The sequence below is a fragment of the Streptomyces sp. NPDC059785 genome (assembly GCF_042732375.1).
Classification (GTDB): Bacteria; Actinomycetota; Actinomycetes; order Streptomycetales; family Streptomycetaceae; genus Streptomyces.
The window spans coordinates 130,596-147,633 of the sequence record NZ_JBHWHV010000015.1; the positions used below are offsets into that span (position 1 = coordinate 130,596).

13 protein-coding genes are annotated in these 17,038 nt (G+C 72.3%); 4 read left to right on the forward strand and 9 right to left on the reverse strand.

All coding sequences use genetic code 11. From position 1 onward, the window contains the following. Positions 1 to 43 precede the first annotated feature (43 nt). Positions 44 to 2,539, forward strand: a complete 2,496-nt coding sequence (locus tag ACFV6E_RS14660) for an ATP-binding protein (RefSeq protein ID WP_385167361.1) — start codon at positions 44 to 46, stop codon at positions 2,537 to 2,539. A gap of 97 nt (positions 2,540 to 2,636) precedes the next feature. Here the strand turns inward: ACFV6E_RS14660 and nucS are convergent, their stop codons facing one another. Beyond that, on the reverse strand, positions 2,637 to 3,308 hold the full coding sequence (nucS, locus tag ACFV6E_RS14665) for an endonuclease NucS (RefSeq protein ID WP_385167359.1): 672 nt from the start codon (positions 3,306 to 3,308) through the stop codon (positions 2,637 to 2,639). A gap of 354 nt (positions 3,309 to 3,662) precedes the next feature. Between nucS and ACFV6E_RS14670 the strand changes: the two genes are divergently transcribed. Next, positions 3,663 to 4,055: an SCO5389 family protein gene (locus tag ACFV6E_RS14670; protein ID WP_385167357.1), complete on the forward strand. Its 393-nt coding sequence runs from the start codon at positions 3,663 to 3,665 to the stop codon at positions 4,053 to 4,055. 90 nt (positions 4,056 to 4,145) lie between these two features. On the opposite strand, the gene ACFV6E_RS14675 is transcribed toward ACFV6E_RS14670, so the two are convergent. Continuing rightward, positions 4,146 to 5,174 carry an LLM class flavin-dependent oxidoreductase gene (locus tag ACFV6E_RS14675; protein ID WP_385167355.1) on the reverse strand — a complete coding sequence of 343 codons (1,029 nt, stop codon included), beginning with the start codon at positions 5,172 to 5,174 and terminating at the stop codon, positions 4,146 to 4,148. Between the two features lie 289 nt (positions 5,175 to 5,463). On the opposite strand from ACFV6E_RS14675, the gene ACFV6E_RS14680 reads away from it, so the two are divergent. Further along, positions 5,464 to 5,802, forward strand: coding sequence for an ATP/GTP-binding protein (locus tag ACFV6E_RS14680; protein WP_385167354.1), 339 nt, complete (start codon positions 5,464 to 5,466; stop codon positions 5,800 to 5,802). Between the two features lie 21 nt (positions 5,803 to 5,823). Here ACFV6E_RS14680 and ACFV6E_RS14685 read toward each other — a convergent pair whose 3' ends face one another. The 7 genes from ACFV6E_RS14685 to mce form a co-directional block, all read right to left on the reverse strand. Further along, entirely contained in the window at positions 5,824 to 6,669 is an 846-nt protein-coding gene (locus tag ACFV6E_RS14685) for an ABC transporter permease (RefSeq protein WP_385461802.1), read from the reverse strand. Then, entirely contained in the window at positions 6,666 to 7,895 is a 1,230-nt protein-coding gene (locus ACFV6E_RS14690) for an ABC transporter ATP-binding protein (protein ID WP_385167350.1), read from the reverse strand. Before ACFV6E_RS14690 ends, ACFV6E_RS14685 begins: the two co-directional genes overlap by 4 nt. 110 nt (positions 7,896 to 8,005) lie before the next feature. Then, positions 8,006 to 8,776, reverse strand: a complete 771-nt coding sequence (locus ACFV6E_RS14695) for an ABC transporter permease (protein ID WP_385461804.1) — start codon at positions 8,774 to 8,776, stop codon at positions 8,006 to 8,008. Positions 8,777 to 8,778: 2 nt separating this feature from the next. Then, the gene (locus ACFV6E_RS14700) at positions 8,779 to 9,777 is read right to left on the reverse strand and encodes an ABC transporter ATP-binding protein (RefSeq protein WP_385167346.1); all 999 of its coding nucleotides are present in this window, start codon (positions 9,775 to 9,777) and stop codon (positions 8,779 to 8,781) included. A 175-nt stretch (positions 9,778 to 9,952) separates the two neighbouring features. Continuing rightward, complete coding sequence (locus ACFV6E_RS14705; RefSeq protein ID WP_385167344.1) at positions 9,953 to 10,888, reverse strand: cellulose-binding protein; 936 nt, start codon at positions 10,886 to 10,888, stop codon at positions 9,953 to 9,955. Positions 10,889 to 11,071: 183 nt separating this feature from the next. Then, positions 11,072 to 14,920 (reverse strand): polarized growth protein Scy, encoded by a 3,849-nt coding sequence (gene scy, locus ACFV6E_RS14710; RefSeq protein WP_385461807.1) that lies wholly within the window; start codon positions 14,918 to 14,920, stop codon positions 11,072 to 11,074. 311 nt (positions 14,921 to 15,231) lie between these two features. Next, entirely contained in the window at positions 15,232 to 15,672 is a 441-nt protein-coding gene (mce, locus tag ACFV6E_RS14715; protein ID WP_385167341.1) for a methylmalonyl-CoA epimerase, read from the reverse strand. A 146-nt stretch (positions 15,673 to 15,818) separates the two neighbouring features. On the opposite strand from mce, the gene ACFV6E_RS14720 reads away from it, so the two are divergent. After that, complete coding sequence (locus tag ACFV6E_RS14720) at positions 15,819 to 17,021, forward strand: acetyl-CoA C-acetyltransferase (RefSeq protein ID WP_385461810.1); 1,203 nt, start codon at positions 15,819 to 15,821, stop codon at positions 17,019 to 17,021. The last annotated feature ends 17 nt before the right edge of the window (positions 17,022 to 17,038 follow it).

The following is a 17,038-nucleotide window of genomic DNA, read 5'->3' on the forward strand; positions in this document are numbered from 1 at the left end:
GGGAGGGGCTCGGCACACGACGCTTTTGGGGGGCTGGGACACCATGGACCCGATCGACCGGGGACCCGAAGAGTACGGTCACGACGGCGGCCAGACGCCTCGGCAGCGACTGCCGCGCGAAGTACCCACCGCCGATTTCAGTCAGCACGCACCGGCGCAGGCCCGCACCGTCCGGCTCGTCACGGGCGACTTCCTGCTCACCGTGAACCCCGTCGACGGCAGCGAGATCGAACCCTGCCCGCCGGGGGAGCGGCCCGCCCGCCCCGCCAGGTTCACCGCGGCGGAGCGCGCCGAACAGGACCGCGCCGCCCGTCCGCCCGTACCGCCGGGGGCCCCGCAGCCCAGGCTGCCGCTCCTGGAACGCCAGGAGGAGCGCGAGCGGCTCGCCCGGCTGCTGGCCCGCGGTCGCTCCGTCCGGCTCACCGGCCCCGCCGGCTCGGGCCGCACGGCGCTCCTGGACGCCGTCGCCGAGGACTGCGCGGACCTCGCGCCCGACGGCGTCGTACGGCTCAGCGGACACCGGCGCACGGCCGGCGACCTGCTGCACGAGCTGTTCGCCACCGTCTACGACGCCCCGCGGCACCGCCCCGACCAGGACGAGCTGCTCGCCCTGATCCGGGAGATCGGCGCGGTCGTCGTCCTCGACGACGTCGAGCTCGGCGGCAGCACGCTCGACGAGCTGCTCGACGCCACCCCCGAGTGCGCCTTCCTGATCGCCGCCACGCCGGACGTGCCCGCGCCGTCCGCCGACTCCCTCCTGGAGGAGGTCTTCCTCGGCGGCCTCGACCGCGCCGCGAGCCTGGAGCTCCTGGAGCGGGCCGTCGGCCGCCCGCTGGCCGAGGACGAGGCCAACTGGGCGGGCGACCTCTGGTTCGAGTCCGAGGGGCTGCCGCTGCGCTTCGTCCAGGCCGGCGCCCTGCTGCGGCAGCGTGACCAGCTCCGCGGGACCCCGGACGCCGCGGACGCGTTCGGCCACTACGGGGACGCCCTCGTGGAGCCGGAGGACGCGCCCGAGGTGCCGCTGCCCTCGATCGCCGAGGGAGCCGCCCCCGCCGCCCTGCTCGCCTCCCGGCTCAGCGAGTCGGCGCGCGCCACGCTGCGGTTCGCCGTCGCGCTCGGCGGCGAGGTGCCGCACCAGGCGCATCTGCCGGCCCTCGTGGGCGACACCCACGCGGACGCCGCGCTCGCCGAACTCGCGGGCTGCTCGCTGGTCTCGCCGGTCGGCTCCCGCTACCGGCTCGCGGCCGGTGTGCAGACCCAGCTGGAGGCCGCCGGATACGCCGACGACGCCGGACAGCAGACCGTCACCGCCGCGAAGCACTACGCCTGGTGGGCCGGGCACCCCTCGGTCAGCCCCGAGCGGGTGTGCGCCGAGGCGGACGCCGTCCTCGGCGCCCTGGGCGTGCTGGTGCCGCTCACCACGGCACCGCAGGACGACGAGGAAGAGGTCCTCTCCGTCGCGCTGGCCCGCACGGCCGCGCCCGCCTTCGCCGCCGGACTGAGCTGGAGCGCCTGGGAGCGCGCACTGCGGCACGGCGCCGAGGCCTCCCGGCTGGCCGGCGAGGTCGCCGACCAGGCCTACTTCCATCACGAGCTCGGCATCCTCGCGCTCTGCGGCGGCCAGCTCGACCGGGCCCGCGCCGAGCTGGAGGCGTCCATCGGACTGCGCGGCGCCCTCGCCGACAAGCGCGGCACCGTCGCGGGCCGCCGCGCCCTCGCCCTGGTCGCCGACCGCTCCGGAGCGGTCCTGCCCGGCGGGCGCACGGCGGCGGGCGAGGAGGTGCCCGACGCGCGCCACGAGGAGTCGGCGTCGCCGCCCGGCGGCGTACCGGCCGCGCTCGCCCTGCCCGCGGCGCCCGAGCCGGCGACGCTGGTCACGCACCGGGCCGCCGAGCCCGCGCCCGCCCGGCCCGCGCGGCCGGCCCGGGGCAAGGGGCTGCTCCGCGGCACCCGCCGCAATCTGGTCGCCGCCGGTTCCGGCGCTCTGCTCGCCGCCGTGCTCGGCACGGTGGTCACGCTCGGCGTCACCTCGGGCGACAAGGCCGACGGACCCTCCGAGAAGGTCGGTGTCAACCCCTCGGCCAGCCAAGGCACCGACGACGACAGCCTCGGCGCGGACAAGGCGGACGAGGGCTCCGGGGACGGGACGGCGAAGGCGACCAGCACGCCCACGGACCCCGGCCCGGACGGCACCTACGGGACGGCGGACGACCCGACCCCGTCCGCGAGCGAGGAGCCCTCGGACGACCCGAGCGGGACGAAGAGCGACGACCCGACGAAGAAGCCGTCCAGGACGCCTTCTAAGACGCCGTCCAAAACGCCCTCGAAGACGCCGACGTCGAAGCCCCCGACCAAGTCGCCCACCCCGACGCCCACGGAGTCCGAGAGCAGCGACCCGCCCTCGGAGAGCCCGTCGACGCCGGAGACGTCCGACTCGGCGAGCGGCCCGGCGCCGTCCAGCGCACCGGCCACCGGCGGCTCGGCGAGCGCCCCGGAGAACGGCGGCACGACCGGGTCGCCCGACGGCTCGGTGATGTGAGACAGCGGTACGGCCAGGGGGCCGGGTCCTTGGACGGACCCGGCCCCCTGGCCGTATACGGAAGCGGTCGGCCGTGCGCCGCTCAGAGCCTGTGCTCTCAGAACAGCCGCAGCTTGTCGTCCTCGATGCCGCGCAGGGCGTCGTAGTCCAGGACCGCGCAGCCGATGCCGCGGTCCGTGGCGAGGACGCGGGCCTGGGGCTTGATCTCCTGGGCCGCGAAGATGCCGCGGACCGGCGCGAGGTGCGGGTCGCGGTTCAACAGCTCCAGGTAGCGCGTCAGTTGCTCGACGCCGTCGATCTCACCGCGCCGCTTGATCTCCACGGCGACGGTCTGTCCCTCGCCGTCGCGGCACAGGATGTCGACCGGGCCGATGGCCGTCATGTACTCGCGGCGGATCAGTGAGTAGCCCTCGCCGAGGGTCTCGATGCGGTCCGCGAGCAGCTCCTGGAGGTGCGCCTCCACGCCGTCCTTGATCAGGCCGGGGTCGACACCGAGTTCGTGCGACGAGTCGTGGAGGATCTCCTCCATCGTGATGATGAGCTTCTCGCCCGCCTTGTTGATGACCGTCCACACACCGGCGTCGTCGCCGGTTCCCTCCTTCAGCGTGCAGGGCGGGGACATCCAGTTGAGGGGCTTGTAGGCCCGGTCGTCCGCGTGGATCGAGACGCTCCCGTCGGCCTTCACGAGGATGAGGCGCGGGGCGGACGGGAGATGGGCGGTGAGCCGGCCCGCGTAGTCCACGGAGCAGCGGGCGATGACGAGACGCATGGTCGGCAACGCTACTCGACGGGCGGGTGCCGACGCGATTCCCGGGTCGGCCACCTGCTTCCCCGCTCACCGCAGGACACTTCCGTTCGTCCCATATCTCCGCTTCCCTCCCGCCCCGGCTGCCCCTGGGGCCCGACAAGGTGCCCCTCTTGTCCCTTGACGTCACGAGATCGGCGGTGGCCGATTGTGCGCTTACAGGCACTCCGTCGTGTGTGCATCCTCCTGGTGCCGCTCTCTTCCGTTGCATAACGTGTAAACGGGAGGTCGCGACGTGTGTACACAGAGTGTCTGTTGTCGTGGTCTCCCGCCCTGTCAGTCAACCCCCGTTCGACTGGGGGTGCGAGAGGAGAACCCATGTCGCTCGACGTCTCACCGGCCCTACTCGAACAGGCCGAGCGAGGCGAGGTCGACGAAGCTGACTTCGTCGACTGCGTCCGGACCTCCCTGCCCTTCGCATGGGAGATGATCAGCTCCCTGGTGGCCCAGCTGAAGGTCGACGGCGGACCCTTCGCCGACAACCAGACGCCCCCGCCGGACGAGCAGGCGCGCGGCCAGTTGCTGCGCGCGCTCGCCAGCGACGCCATCCGAGGCGCGCTACAGCGGCACTTCGGAGTGCGACTGGCTTTCCAGAACTGCCACCGGGTGGCGGTTTTCCCGCTGGACGGCTCAGTGGACGACAGGCTGGCGCGCTTCACGTCCGTACGCGGCCAGCTGCTGAACCAGTCGCCGGAGCTCCGGGACTGCTGAGGTACTGAGCCGCTTGGCTTGCCGCTCCCGTGCGCGGGAGGTGCATCGCATTTCGCACAGGAGCGGCAAGCTCCCCGCGGTCCGGTCTCCTCAGCCGAGACGGGGCAGCACTTCGGCGCCGAGCCGCCGGACGTTCTCCTCCGTGGCGGCGAGGTCGCCGGAACCTTCCACCAGCAGGGCGAAGCGGGAGATCCCGGTCCGCTCGGCCGTCGCGGAGAGCCGGTCCGCGCACAGCCGGGGGGTCCCCACCGGATGCAGCCCGCACAGCAGTTGGGTGTAGGCCCATGGGTCCCGCATCGCGCGGGCCCGGCCGTCCACCGTCACATGGGCCTCCAGGCCTTGCTTCAGCCAGCCGGGCATCGCCTTGAGCAGCGTCTCCTCCGCGTCGGTGCGCCGGTCCGCGATCTGACAGACACCGGCCGAGACATGGGGCGCGGAGCGCACCTCGTCGGGCGGATGCCCGGCGGCCCGCGCGGACTGCCGCCACAGCGCGACCATTTCGGCCTTCTCCTCGTCACCGATGTGCATGCCGAGGAGCATGGGCAGCCCGCGCTCGGCGGCGAGCCGGACACTGGCGGGCGAGGTGCACGCGAGGACCACCTCGGGCCCCGCCGGGCCGCTCAGGCTCTCCGAAGGACGCGGCACGACGGGCACTTCACGGAAGCTGAACCGCTCCGTGGCGCTCCCGACGGACGGCTCCCGCAGCCAGCGCATCAGCAGGTCGAGCGATTCCGGGAACCCCTGCTCGTAGGCCGGCAGGCCCGCGCCGAAGACCTCCAGATCCACCCAGGGGCCGCCGCGCCCCACCCCCAGCGAGAAACGGCCGCCCGAGGTCATGTGCAGCAGGGCCGCCTGTTCTCCCAGCGCCACCGGGTGCACGGTGGGCAGGACACTCACCGCCGTGCCGACCCGCAGCCGCCGGGTGCGGCCGAGCAGTAACGCCGCCAGGGTGACGGCCGACGGGCATGTCCCGTACGGCACGAAGTGGTGCTCGGCCAGCCACACCGAGTCGAGCCCCGCCTCCTCCGCCGCCTCCGCCGAACGCACCGCGCGGTGCAGCGCCTCCCCCTGACCCTGGCCCGGGAACTGGGCCGCCAGCACAAAACTTCCAACGCGCATCGCACTCCTGCCTCCTTGGCCACCGACGCGGAACCCCCACCGGCATAACCCCCTGACACGTGCCGAAGTCACGGCCTGTCGGGGAGATTTGCCGATTGTCTGGGTAATGGCCCGGTGGGCGGGGGATCCGGGCCGATTGAGCGCGAATTGCTCGGACTTCATGGCGCTTGCCGGTGATTGGTGGTACTTGCCGATGCTTGTCGTGCCTTGGTCGTTTACGCGTACCGGAGACGGTGCCGCGTAGGCTGGAGTCGGCTCCTGCTCCCTGTACAGCTCCGTGAGGTGTCTCGTGTCCCCGCGCCGCAACCGCCCGAAGACCGCCGGGTCGTCCGGCAGGAGCGCGTCCGCCGACGACGACCGGTCCGGCCGCTACGGCGGCTGGCAGTCCACCGAGAGCTGGCAGGGCGAGGACTGGTGCGTGCGTCATGTCGCGGGTGCCAGCGCCGAGGGCAAGACCTACCGCTGCCCGGGCTGCGACCAGCTCATCCCGTCCGCCATGCCGCACGTGGTGGCCTGGCCGGACCACTCGGGCGTCGACGAGCGCCGGCACTGGCACAAGGCGTGCTGGAACGCGAAGGACCGCCGCACCTCGCGGGTGCAGCGGTCCCGTAACGCGCCGAGATTCTGAGCGCCGGTCCCTCCCGGAGCGTCAGACGTCCCGCTTCTCCAGGAGCGCGAAGGCGCCGGCCACTGCCGCCGCGGTGACCACGAGCAGCAGGACGAGCTGGGACGTCCCGCCGCCCTCCGAGTCCGCGCCGAAGATCTTCGCGAGGGAATTGATGGCGTTGTAGTCCAGGATCTTCTCGCCCACCTTCCGCGTCGACTCCGAGATGAGCAGGAACGCGGGCAGGATCGCGGGCAGCAGCACCACGCCCATCATGGCGGTGATGGCGCCCGCCGAGTGCCGCAGTATCGAGCCCACGGCGAGGGACAGGACGCCCAGCAGGGACACGTACAGACTGCCCTTGAACGCCGAGCCGACCCACGGCACGTCGCTGGCCCCGCTGTGCATGCCGGCGGTGAGCGCGCCCATCAGGAACACCGACGCGAAGGACACCCCGAAGGCGAGTGCGAAGAAGATCAGGAACTTCGCGGTGAGCACCCGGTGGCGCTGCGGCGACGCGGTGAACGTCGTACGGATCATGCCGGTGCCGTACTCGGAGGAGACGACCAGCACGCCCAGGGTGATCAGGCAGATCTGCCCCAGCATCAGACCGATGAAGGCCGAGAAGGAGTAGGGCAGGTCGACGAAGTCCTCGTCGCGCATCTGCGAGGCGATGAGCAGGCTGCTGCTGAACACCAGCACCAGGAACACGCCCAGCGTCCACACCGTGGAGCGGACCGACTTGATCTTCGTCCACTCGGAGGCGAGCGCGTGCCCCAGGTGGGTACGGGTGATCGGGATCGGCGAGGTGTACGACGAGCCCTGCGGGGCCTGCCAGCCGCCGGGGGCGGGCGCGGACTGCTGCGGCATCGGTGGCTGGGGCGTGCTCATCGGGGGTCCTCGCTGTCGCGCTTGGTGAGGTCGGGGGCGGGCGCGGGCTGCGCGGGGGCCTGAACCGGTTGTGCGGGCGCCTGGGCGTACGGGTTGGGCTGCCCGGGCGCCGGTGCGGCGGGCGCGGCGGGCGCCCCGTAGGGGCCGGCCGGCGGCTGTCCCTGGGGCATCGCGAAGGGCTGCCCGCCCTGCGCGGGCGGCGGCGGGGCGTACCAGCCCGGCTGGCCCTGCCCCGGCACGGGCATCTGCATCTGCTGCGGCGGCACGGCGCCCGGCGGCAGCTGCTGCTGGAGCCCGGCCTTCTGGTCGATCGTGGAGCGGTAGTCGACGGCGCCCTGCGTCATCCGCATGTACGCCTCCTCCAGCGACGCCTGATGCGGCGACAGCTCCCACAGGCGTACGTCGGCGCCGTGCGCCAGGTCGCTGATGCGGGGCAGCGGCAGCCCGGTCACCCGCAGCGCGCCGTCCTGCTCGGGCAGCACCTGGCCGCCCGCCTCGGTGAGCGCGGCCGTCAGCTTCTCGCGCTGCTGCGGCTCGGCGTCCGGCACCCGCACGCGGGCGAAGTCGGCCGAGTTGTGCGAGATGAAGTCCTTGACGCTCATGTCGGCGAGGAGCTGGCCGCGCCCGATGACGATGAGGTGGTCGGCGGTCAGCGCCATCTCGCTCATCAGGTGCGAGGAGACGAAGACCGTACGGCCCTCCGCGGCGAGCGCCTTCATCAGGTTGCGCACCCAGAGGATGCCCTCGGGGTCGAGGCCGTTGACCGGCTCGTCGAAGAGCAGCACCTGGGGGTCGCCGAGGAGCGCGGCGGCGATGCCGAGGCGCTGGCCCATGCCGAGCGAGAACCCCTTGGACCGCTTCCTGGCGACGTCCTGGAGTCCGACCACGCCCAGCACCTCGTCCACCCGGCGGGCCGGGATGCCCGAGAGCTGGGCGAGGCAGAGCAGGTGGTTGCGGGCGTGCCGGCCGCCGTGCACGGCCTTGGCGTCCAGGAGCGCGCCGACCTGGCGGGGGGCGTTGGGCAGCTTGCGGTACGGGTAGCCGCCGATCGTCACCTGCCCCGCGCTGGGGTTGTCCAGGCCGAGGATCATGCGCATCGTCGTCGACTTGCCCGAGCCGTTGGGCCCGAGGAAGCCGGTCACGGCGCCCGGCCGCACCTGGAAGGAAAGGTTGTACACGGCCGTCTTGGCGCCGTAGCGCTTCGTCAGGCCGACTGCCTCGATCATGCTCCGCACCCATCGAAAGGTTCAGGACGACGGGGCACACGCCCCCGTAAGGGTTAGGAGGATATCCGCGCGCTGACGGTTCCGCTCAAGAGCGGGTAAAAATCCGCAGGTCACGCGTCCCGACGCTTGAGCAGGACATATCCGCCGATCAGCGCCGCCACGGCCCACAGGACCATGATCCCGAGGCCGCCCCAGGGCCCGTACGGGGTGTCGCCGTCGAGCGGGGGCACCACCTGCATGACCTTGCTGCCGGCCTGGTCGGGGAGGTACTGGCCGATCTTCTTGGTGGCCGAGACATTGCCGAGGATCGCCGAGATCAGGAAGAAGAACGGCATCAGGATGCCGAGCGAGAGCATCGGCGAGCGCAGCATCGTCGCGACGCCCATCGAGAAGACCGCGATCAGCGTCATGTAGAGGCCGCCGCCGATGACGGCGCGCAGCACCCCGGGGTCGCCGATCGACGCCCGGTGCCCGCCCAGCATCGCCTGCCCGAGGAAGAACGCCAGGAAGCTGGTGATCATGCCGACCACGAGCGCGAGCGCGGTCGCCACCGCGATCTTGCCGAAGAGGAACGTGCCGCGCTGCGGGACCGCCGCGAGCGAGGTGCGGACCATACCGGTGCTGTACTCGTTCGAGACGACCAGCACACCGAAGACGATCATCGCGAGCTGGCCGAGGCTTGTCCCCGCGAAGCTGACGAACGTCGGATCGAACGAGAACCGGTCCCCTTCGCTCATGTTGTCCCACTCGCGGTTGGACAGCCAGGAGATCAGCACGCCCAGCGCGACCGTGACGACCAGGGCGAGACCCAGCGTCCACACGGTGGACTGCACGGAACGGATCTTGGTCCACTCGGACCTGATGACCTGCGACACCGCCATGGTCAGCCCCTCTTCCAGTCGCTGCCCCACTGCTGCGGCGGTGAGGGTGGCGTTCCCTGCCCCGGCACCTGCCCCGGCTCCTGCCCGAGCGGTGCGCCGGAGTGCGCGTGGTACTCGACCGACTCCGCGGTGAGCTGCATGAACGCCTCCTCCAGCGACGCCTGCTGCGGACTGAGCTCATGCAGTACGAGGCGGTGCTCCGCGGCCAGTTCACCGATCCGCTCCGCCTGCCCGCCCTCCGCTTCCAGCGTGCCGTTGCCCGCCTCCACGACGGTGATCCCCGCGCCGTGCAGTACGTCGAGCAGCCGCTCCCGCTCGGGCGCGCGGACCCGGACGTACGACCGGGAGTTCTCCTGGATGAACTGGGCCATCGAGGTGTCGGCGAGCAGCCGGCCCTGTCCGATGACGACCAGGTGCTCGGCGGTCAGCGCCATCTCGCTCATCAGATGGGAGGAGACGAAGACCGTACGGCCCTGGGCCGCGAGCGATTTCATCAGGGTGCGGATCCAGTGGATGCCCTCGGGGTCGAGACCGTTGACCGGCTCGTCGAACATCAGGATCCGCGGATCGCCGAGCAGCGCGCCCGCGATGCCGAGCCGCTGGCCCATGCCGAGCGAGAAGCCCTTGGCCTTCTTCTTCGCCACCGCCGTCAGGCCCACCGTGTCCAGGACCTCGCGCACCCGCGCCGTCGGGATGCCGTTGCTCTGGGCGAGACAGAGCAGGTGATTATAGGCGGTGCGGCCGCCGTGCATGGCCTTGGCGTCCAGCAGGGCGCCGACGTACTTCAGCGGATCCTTCAGCCGGTCGTAGTGCTGTCCGTCGATCCGCACATCGCCCGAGGTCGGGTGGTCGAGACCGAGCATCATCCGCATCGTGGTGGACTTCCCGGCACCGTTCGGGCCCAGGAAACCGGTCACGACACCGGGTCTGACCGTGAACGTCAGGTTGTTGACCGCCACTTTCTCGCCGTACCGCTTGGTCAGCCCCTCGAGCTCGATCATGCGGCCACGGTAGACGCGGCTTTCGGCGCATGCCACCGCAACGGGCACATCGGTACGAGACGGGACGGGCAGGTCCGTACGGAACGGGACGGGCCCGCACCTCCGGCGGAAGGTGCGGGTCCGTACGGGTCGCCGTGCGACGGCCGGCCAAGGCCGGTCGCCGTCCTGCGGTCGGCTAGCGGGACTGCTGGGCCGGGACGCCGCGCGAGACCGGCTCGTCGTCGGCGGGGCTGCCGGCCGCGGCCACCGCGGCACCGGTGAGCGTCGCGAGCATCTCGCGGACGTTCGTGAGCTGCGCGTTGATCGAGTCGCGGCGGTTGGTGAGGGCCGCCAGCTCGCGCTCGGATTCCGAACGGATCCGGTCCGCCTTGGCGTTGGCGTCGGCCACGATGTCCTCGGCCTGGCGCTGGGCCGTCTCCACCGTCTGGCGGGCGCGGCGCTCGGCGTCCGTGCGCAGCTTCTCGGCCTCCAGGCGCAGCTGCTCCGCCCGGTGCTCGATCTCGGCGAGGCGCTTCTCCGCCTTGGCCTGGCGGGAGGCGAGGTCGCGCTCGGACTGCTCGCGGCGCTTGGCCAGGTTCGTCTCGAAGTCCGCGGCGGCCTGGGCGGCCTTGGCGCGGGTCTCCTCGAAGAGGGCGTCGGCCTCCTCACGCTTGGACTGCGCGTCCTTCTGGGCCTCGGCACGCAGCTGGGATGCGTCGCTGTTGGCCTTCTCGACAATGCGGACGCCCTCGTCCTCGGCCTTGGCCTTGCGCTCGGCCGCGAACGATTCTGCGTCGTTTCGCACCTGCTGGGCCGCCGACTCGGCCAGCTCGCGGTGCTGCTCGGCCGCGCGACGGGCCTCCTCGCGCAGGTCCTTGGCCTCCTCCTCGGCGAGGCGGAGGATCTTCTCGACGCGCGCGCCGAGACCCGCGTACGACGGCTCGGCGTCGGTGACCTGGGCCTGGGCGTTCTGCGTCTCGAGGTGGAGCTCCTCGATGCGCTTCTCCAGCGCGGTGATACGGGCCAGAGCGCTGTCACGGTCGGAGACGAGCTTCGAAATGCGTTCGTCCACCTGAGCGCGGTCGTACCCACGCCGCACAAGCTCGAAGCCGTAGGGGGAAGTGTCGCTCATGGGGTTCCTGTCGAATGAGACCGGTGAGGTGATAGAAGGAATCCTAGGGGTCGATGCGGTGTGTCATCGAGCGGATACGTGTTTGATCTGGAGAATGACCCTTCTTTTGGGTGGCTGACTGTCAGACCGCTTGCGAGAGTCTGTGTCGGACGCCCTTGCCAAACACGCAAATGGTGCTTTTGGCTAGCTTTCTGACGCCTTCCCACCCGAACGTGTCGCGCCGGCGGCGGCAGCCGTCTTGACCCCGCCGTCCTTGCCGGCCGACGGGGCCTCAAAGGACTCCAACGCCTCGAGGACATCCTGGACACGGGAGATCTCCGCGTTGATGTCCTCGCGGCGGCGGACCAGCACGTCCAGCTCGTGCTTGCCCTCCTCGACCGTACGCCGGGCCTCCTGCTCGGCGTCGGACTTGATCTTCTCCGCCTCGGCGACCAGCGAGTTCTTCTTCTGCTCGGCCTCCTTGAGCAGCCCCTCGGCCTTCTTCACGGCCGCGATCCGCACCTTGCTCGCCTCGGAGTTCGCCTCCGCGACCAGGTCCTTGGCCTTGGCCTCGGCCTCGGCGAGCTGGTCCTCGGCGGCCTTCACCAGCGCGTCGCAGCGCTCGCCCGCGGTCCGCATCGCCTCCGCCGATTCCCGGCGGGCCCGCTCGTGCAGCTCCTCGATCTCACCGGTGATCCGGTCGCGCAGCTCCTCCGCGCGCTCGCGGATCGCGGTCGCGTCCCGGCGCGCGCCGACCAGCAGCTCGTCGGCGTCCGTACGGGCCCGCTCCACCAGGGAGTTGCCCTCCACGGTCGCCTCGGAGACCAGCCGCTCCGCCTCGTTGCGGGCCGCGCCCACCATCGTGTCGGCCTGCGTCTCGGCGTCCGCCGTCGTCTTCTGCGCGCTCTGCCGCGACTCCGCGAGCAGCTTGTCGGCCTCGGCGGCCGTCTCCGAGATGAGCGTGTCGACCTGCTCGGCCGCCTCCGAACGCCGCTTGTTGGCGTCCTTGCGGGCCTCGTCGAGGGTCCGCTCGGCCTCCTCGCGCGCGGCCGTGGTGACCCGCTCGGCCTCCGCCGCGGCCGCGGCCCTGACCCGCTCCGACTCGACCCGGATCCGCTCCGCGTGCTGCTGGGCGGAACCGACCGTCTCGGCTGCCTCGGCGCGCAGCCGCTCGGCGTCCCCGGTCGCGTCCGAGATCAGCTTCTCGGCCTTCGCGACGGACTCCGCACGGACCCGCTCGGCCTCCGCGGCCGTCTCCGTCGTCAGCCGCTCGGCCTCCGAGCGCGCCTCGTTGATGAGCGTGTCCGCCTGCGTGGCCGCGTCCGAACGCATCCGGTTGGCGTCCTCGCGGGCGTCCGCACGGGTGCGCGAGGCGTCCTGCTCGGCGTTGGCCTTGGTGTCGGAGGCCTCGGTGCGCACCCGCTGGGCGTGCTCGGCGACGTCCGAGCGCAGCCGGTCCGCCTCCGCGATCGCCTCCGCAACGGTGCGCTCCGCAAGGGACTTGGCGGCCTCCGTCTCCTCGGCCGCCTCCCGCCTGAGCCGGGCCGCGTCCTCCGAGGCGCGCTCCCGCTCCGCGTACGCGTCGGCGCGGACCCGGTCCGCCTCCTCCTGCGCCTCGGTCCTGGTGCGGTCCGCGGCGTGCTCGGCCGCCGAGCGCAGCCCGGCGATCTCGTCCTGCGCCTGCTCGTGCAGCCCGGCCACCGAGTCGCGCACCTGCTGCGCGGTCTGCTCGGCGCTCGCGACCGTCTCGGTCGCGCGCCGGTCGGCCTCCTCGACCAGGCGGACCGCCTCGGCCTGCGCCTCCTCGACCCGGTTGCGCGCCGAGGCCAGCAGCTCCTCGCTCTGCTCGCGGGCCCGCTCACGCTCCTGGTCGGCCTCCTGGCGGGCGGAGCCGAGCAGTTCCTCGGCCTCGCGGCGGCGCCGGACGGCCTCCTCCTGGGCGGCGGCCAGCGTCTCGGCGCCCTCGGTCGCCAGGCGCTCCGCGGCGGCCTGCGCCTCGGCCCGTACCCGGTCGGCCGACTCCTGGGCCTCCGACTTCAGCCGCTCGGCCTCCGCGGCGGCCTCCGAACGCAGCCGTACGGCCACGTTCTCGCCCTCGGCCCGGGACGCGGACGCGTCGGCGGCGGCCTCCGTGCGCAGCCGCTCGGCCTCCGTCTCGGCCTGCGCCTGGAGCGTACGGCCGCGCTCGGCGGCCTCGGCGCGCAGCCGCTCCGCCTCGTCGGCGGCCTCGCGGCGCAGCCGCTCGGCCTCCGCGCGGGCGTCGGCCAGCGCCTCCTCGGCGGCCGTCAGCCGCTGCGCGGTCTCCGTCCGCAGCCGGTCCAGGTCCTCGGCGGCCTCGGCCTCGCGGGCCGCCACCGCCCGCTCGGTCTCTTCGCGCAGCTCACGGGCGGCCCGCTCGGCGTCCTCCCGGACGGCCTCGGACTGCTCGACGACCTCCGCGCGGTGCCGCTCGGCCTCCGCGCGGGTGCGCTCCAGGGTCTCCTCGGCCTGCCGGCGCAGCGTCGTCGCGCGCTCGATGGCCTCGGTGCGCACCTTCTCGCTGTCGGTGGTCGCGGTGGTGCGCAGCTCGTCGGCGTCGGCCTTGGCCTTGGCGAGCAGCTCCTCGGCGGTCTTGGCCGCCTCCTCGATCTGCTGGACCGCCTCGCGCCGGGCCTCGCTGCGGATGGACTCGCCCTCGGCGACCGCGTCGGCGCGCAGCTGCTCGGCCTCGCCGCGCAGCCGGCGCGCCTCCTCCTGCAACTCGACCGTCTTGGCGCGGTACTCCTTGGTGTCGTCCTTCGCCGCGCCCTTGAGCTCCTCGGCGATGTCGTGCGCCTCGGCGCGCAGCCGGTCCGCCTCGGTCTCCGCCTCGGAGCGGATCCGCTCGGCCTCGTCGGCCGCCGCCTTCGTGGTCTTCTTGGCGTCCTCCGACGCCTTGTCGAGCACGTCCTCGGCGGTGCGGGCGGCCTTGGCGAGCTGGGAGGCGGTCTCCTCGGCGGTCAGGCTGCGGGCCTTCTCGCTCGCCTCCGCGATGATCTTCTCGGCCTCGGTACGGGCGTCCGCGACGACCTGCTCGGCCTCCGCCTTGGTCGCCTCGGCCTCCTTGGTGGCCTCGCTGACCAGCCGGGCGACCTGCTCCTTGGCCGTACGGGTGCGCTGCTCGTTCGTCGACTCGGCGGAGGTGAGGGACTTCGCCGCGGCCTCCTTGGCCTCGGCGACGGTCTTGTCCGCCTCGCTGCGCGCCTCGCGCAGCGCCGCCTCGGCCTCGGCCATGCGCTGCTCGGCGGCCCGGCTCAGCTCGGTGGCCTGGCGGCGGGCGCTGTCCGACTCGGACGCCGTGGAACTGCGGAGCTGCTCGGCGTGGTCGGTGGCCTCCTGGGCCTGCTGGGAGGCGGCGTTCAGCAGCCGCTCGGCGTCGGTGCGGGCCCGGCGCAGCAGCGCCTCGGCCTCCGCGCGGGCCGCCTCGGCGTCGGCGGTGAGCCGCTGCCTGGCCTCGGCGGCGATCCGCTCGGCCTCCGCGCGGGCGGCGGCCAGCGCCTGGTCGGCCTCGGCGCGCGACTCGTCGAGGAGCCGGCGGGCCTGCTGCTCGGTGCGGGCGCGGAGCTGCTCGGCCCACGCCACGTTCTCGTTGACGTGGCTCTCGACGGTCTGGCGGCGCTCGGCGAGCTCCTGGTCGAGCTGCTGGCGGCGGGAGACCGCCTCCTGGTGCAGCTCCGCCTGGAGCCGGGCGGAGTGCTCGGCGTGCTCCTGGAGGATGCGCTGTGTCTGCGCGCGGGCCTGGCTGAGCTCGCGCTCGGCGTCCGCGCGGAGCTGGTCGGCCTGGACCTGGGCGTTGCGGAGCATCTGCTCGGCCTGGTACCCGATGTCGCCGCCGTCGTAGGCAGGACGGGTCGCCAGACTGCGCCGCGCCTCGTGCAGCTTGGCGCGCAGCACCTCGACCTGATAGCCGAGGTCCTCGGCGTGCTGGACGGCCTTCTCCCGCTCGGTCTTCAGCCGCTCCATCTCGGCCTCGAACCGAGAGAGGTGGTCGACGTCAGCCGCCGGCTCTCGCTCCTGGCGTTCGTAGCCCCGCACTGCGCGGTCCCATCCGTCCCCTGGTCGCAAGTCTTACCGAACGAGTCCCGTCCGTCCGCCGGACGGGGCCCCCGGGGAATGGTGTCAGATCAACGGCGGAGCATGGGCTGCTGCCCCGACGCTCGCCCCCCGAAACCTGGACCCCGGCCCTCAGGGCGCTTCTGCTGGATCTCCGCGGCGTCACGGAGATTCATCTGAAACGCCCCGGTCCTGTCGCCGACAGGACCCCGGGGCCGGCCCAACGACAGGCCCCGGGCCGCCCCGAAACGGCAGCGGCCGTCCCCAACCCTACCGGCCCAGATATACGGAGGTCAGTGCTCAGGTGACTCAACGGCCGCCGAAGTGACCAGTTCTGTCAGGACGCCATGACAATCCTTTGGGTGCAGGAAGGTGATCCGGGAGCCCATCGAACCGGTCCGCGGCTCGTCGTACAGGACCCGTACGCCCTTGTCCTTGACCGCGTCCGCGTCGGCGTCGACGTCCGCCGTGCCGAAGGCGATGTGGTGGACCCCCTCGCCGTTCTTGGCCAGCCACTTCGCGACCGTGGAGTCCTCGCGGACCGGTTCCAGGAGCTGGAGGTAGGAGGCGCCCCCGTCGGACGTCTCGTTGATCTTGAGCATGGCCTCGCGCACGCCCTGCTCCTCGTTGACCTCGGTGTGGAAGACCTCGAAGCCGTAGGTCGCGCGGTAGAACTCGACGGTCCGGTCGAGGTCGAAACAGGCGATCCCGATGTGGTCGATTCGCGTCAGCATGCTGTCAGTGCAGCGCTCCGGGGATGGTTACGCAACGTGCGCGCGATCACACTTGCCGCTGGATGACGGGTGGCGTACCGCTCAGTACATTCGAGTAAACCCTCGTTCACTCCTCGGCCGTGCAGGCCGGAAGGGGATCGCACCTCATGTCTGGAACGAACAGCACGACGTCGGTGATCGTCGCGGGTGCACGCACCCCCATGGGACGGTTGCTCGGCTCGCTGAAGTCCTTCTCCGGAGCCGACCTCGGCGGCTTCGCGATCAAGGCCGCCCTCGACCGTGCGGGGATCGGTGGCGACCAGGTGCAGTACGTGATCATGGGCCAGGTGCTCCAGGCCGGGGCGGGGCAGATCCCGGCGCGCCAGGCCGCGGTCAAGGCGGGCATCCCGATGAGCGTCCCGGCGCTGACCATCAACAAGGTGTGCCTCTCGGGCCTCGACGCCATCGCGCTCGCGGACCAGCTCGTTCGCGCCGGCGAATTCGACGTGATCGTGGCGGGCGGCCAGGAGTCCATGACCAACGCCCCGCACCTGCTGCCGAAGTCCCGCGAGGGATACAAGTACGGCGCGATCCAGATGCTCGACGCCATGGCGTACGACGGCCTGACCGACTCCTTCGAGGGCATCGCCATGGGCGAGTCGACGGAGAAGCACAACACCCGGCTCGGCATCGGCCGCCCCGAGCAGGACGAGATCGCCGCCCTGTCGCACCAGCGCGCCGCCGCCGCCCAGAAGAACGGCCTCTACGAGGCCGAGATCACGCCGGTGGAGATCCCGCAGCGCAAGGGCGAGCCCGTCGTCTTCAGCAAGGACGAGGGCATCCGCGGCGAGACCACCGTGGAGTCCCTCGGCAAGCTGCGGCCCGCCTTCGCCAAGGACGGCACGATCACGGCCGGCTCCGCCTCGCAGATCTCGGACGGCGCGGCGGCCGTGGTCGTGATGAGCAGGGCCAAGGCCGAGGAACTGGGCCTGGAGTGGATCGCCGAGATCGGCGCGCACGGCAATGTCGCGGGCCCCGACAACTCGTTGCAGTCGCAGCCTTCGAACGCGATCAGGCACGCGCTCAAGAAGGAGGGCCTCGGCGTCGAGGATCTTGACCTGATCGAGATCAACGAGGCGTTCGCCGCGGTCGCCGTGCAGTCAATGAGCGACCTCGGGGTTTCCTCGGAAAAGGTGAACGTCAACGGTGGTGCGATCGCCCTGGGGCACCCGATCGGCATGTCCGGCGCCCGGCTCGTGCTGCACCTCGCCCTCGAACTGAAGCGGCGGGGCGGCGGTGTGGGCGCCGCCGCGCTGTGCGGTGGCGGCGGACAGGGCGACGCGCTGATCGTGCGGGTGCCCGGGGCCTGACCCGGACGCTGTCCCTA

Excerpts from the sequence above, each read along its gene's own strand:
- ACFV6E_RS14660 (WP_385167361.1), top strand. The coding sequence starts at position 44 with ATGGACCCGATCGACCGGGGACCCGAAGAGTACGGTCACGACGGCGGC.
- nucS (WP_385167359.1), bottom strand. The coding sequence starts at position 3,308 with ATGCGTCTCGTCATCGCCCGCTGCTCCGTGGACTACGCGGGCCGGCTC.
- ACFV6E_RS14670 (WP_385167357.1), top strand. The coding sequence starts at position 3,663 with ATGTCGCTCGACGTCTCACCGGCCCTACTCGAACAGGCCGAGCGAGGC.
- ACFV6E_RS14675 (WP_385167355.1), bottom strand. The coding sequence starts at position 5,174 with ATGCGCGTTGGAAGTTTTGTGCTGGCGGCCCAGTTCCCGGGCCAGGGT.
- ACFV6E_RS14685 (WP_385461802.1), bottom strand. The coding sequence starts at position 6,669 with ATGAGCACGCCCCAGCCACCGATGCCGCAGCAGTCCGCGCCCGCCCCC.
- ACFV6E_RS14690 (WP_385167350.1), bottom strand. The coding sequence starts at position 7,895 with ATGATCGAGGCAGTCGGCCTGACGAAGCGCTACGGCGCCAAGACGGCC.
- ACFV6E_RS14695 (WP_385461804.1), bottom strand. The coding sequence starts at position 8,776 with ATGGCGGTGTCGCAGGTCATCAGGTCCGAGTGGACCAAGATCCGTTCC.
- ACFV6E_RS14700 (WP_385167346.1), bottom strand. The coding sequence starts at position 9,777 with ATGATCGAGCTCGAGGGGCTGACCAAGCGGTACGGCGAGAAAGTGGCG.
- ACFV6E_RS14705 (WP_385167344.1), bottom strand. The coding sequence starts at position 10,888 with ATGAGCGACACTTCCCCCTACGGCTTCGAGCTTGTGCGGCGTGGGTAC.
- mce (WP_385167341.1), bottom strand. The coding sequence starts at position 15,672 with ATGCTGACGCGAATCGACCACATCGGGATCGCCTGTTTCGACCTCGAC.
- ACFV6E_RS14720 (WP_385461810.1), top strand. The coding sequence starts at position 15,819 with ATGTCTGGAACGAACAGCACGACGTCGGTGATCGTCGCGGGTGCACGC.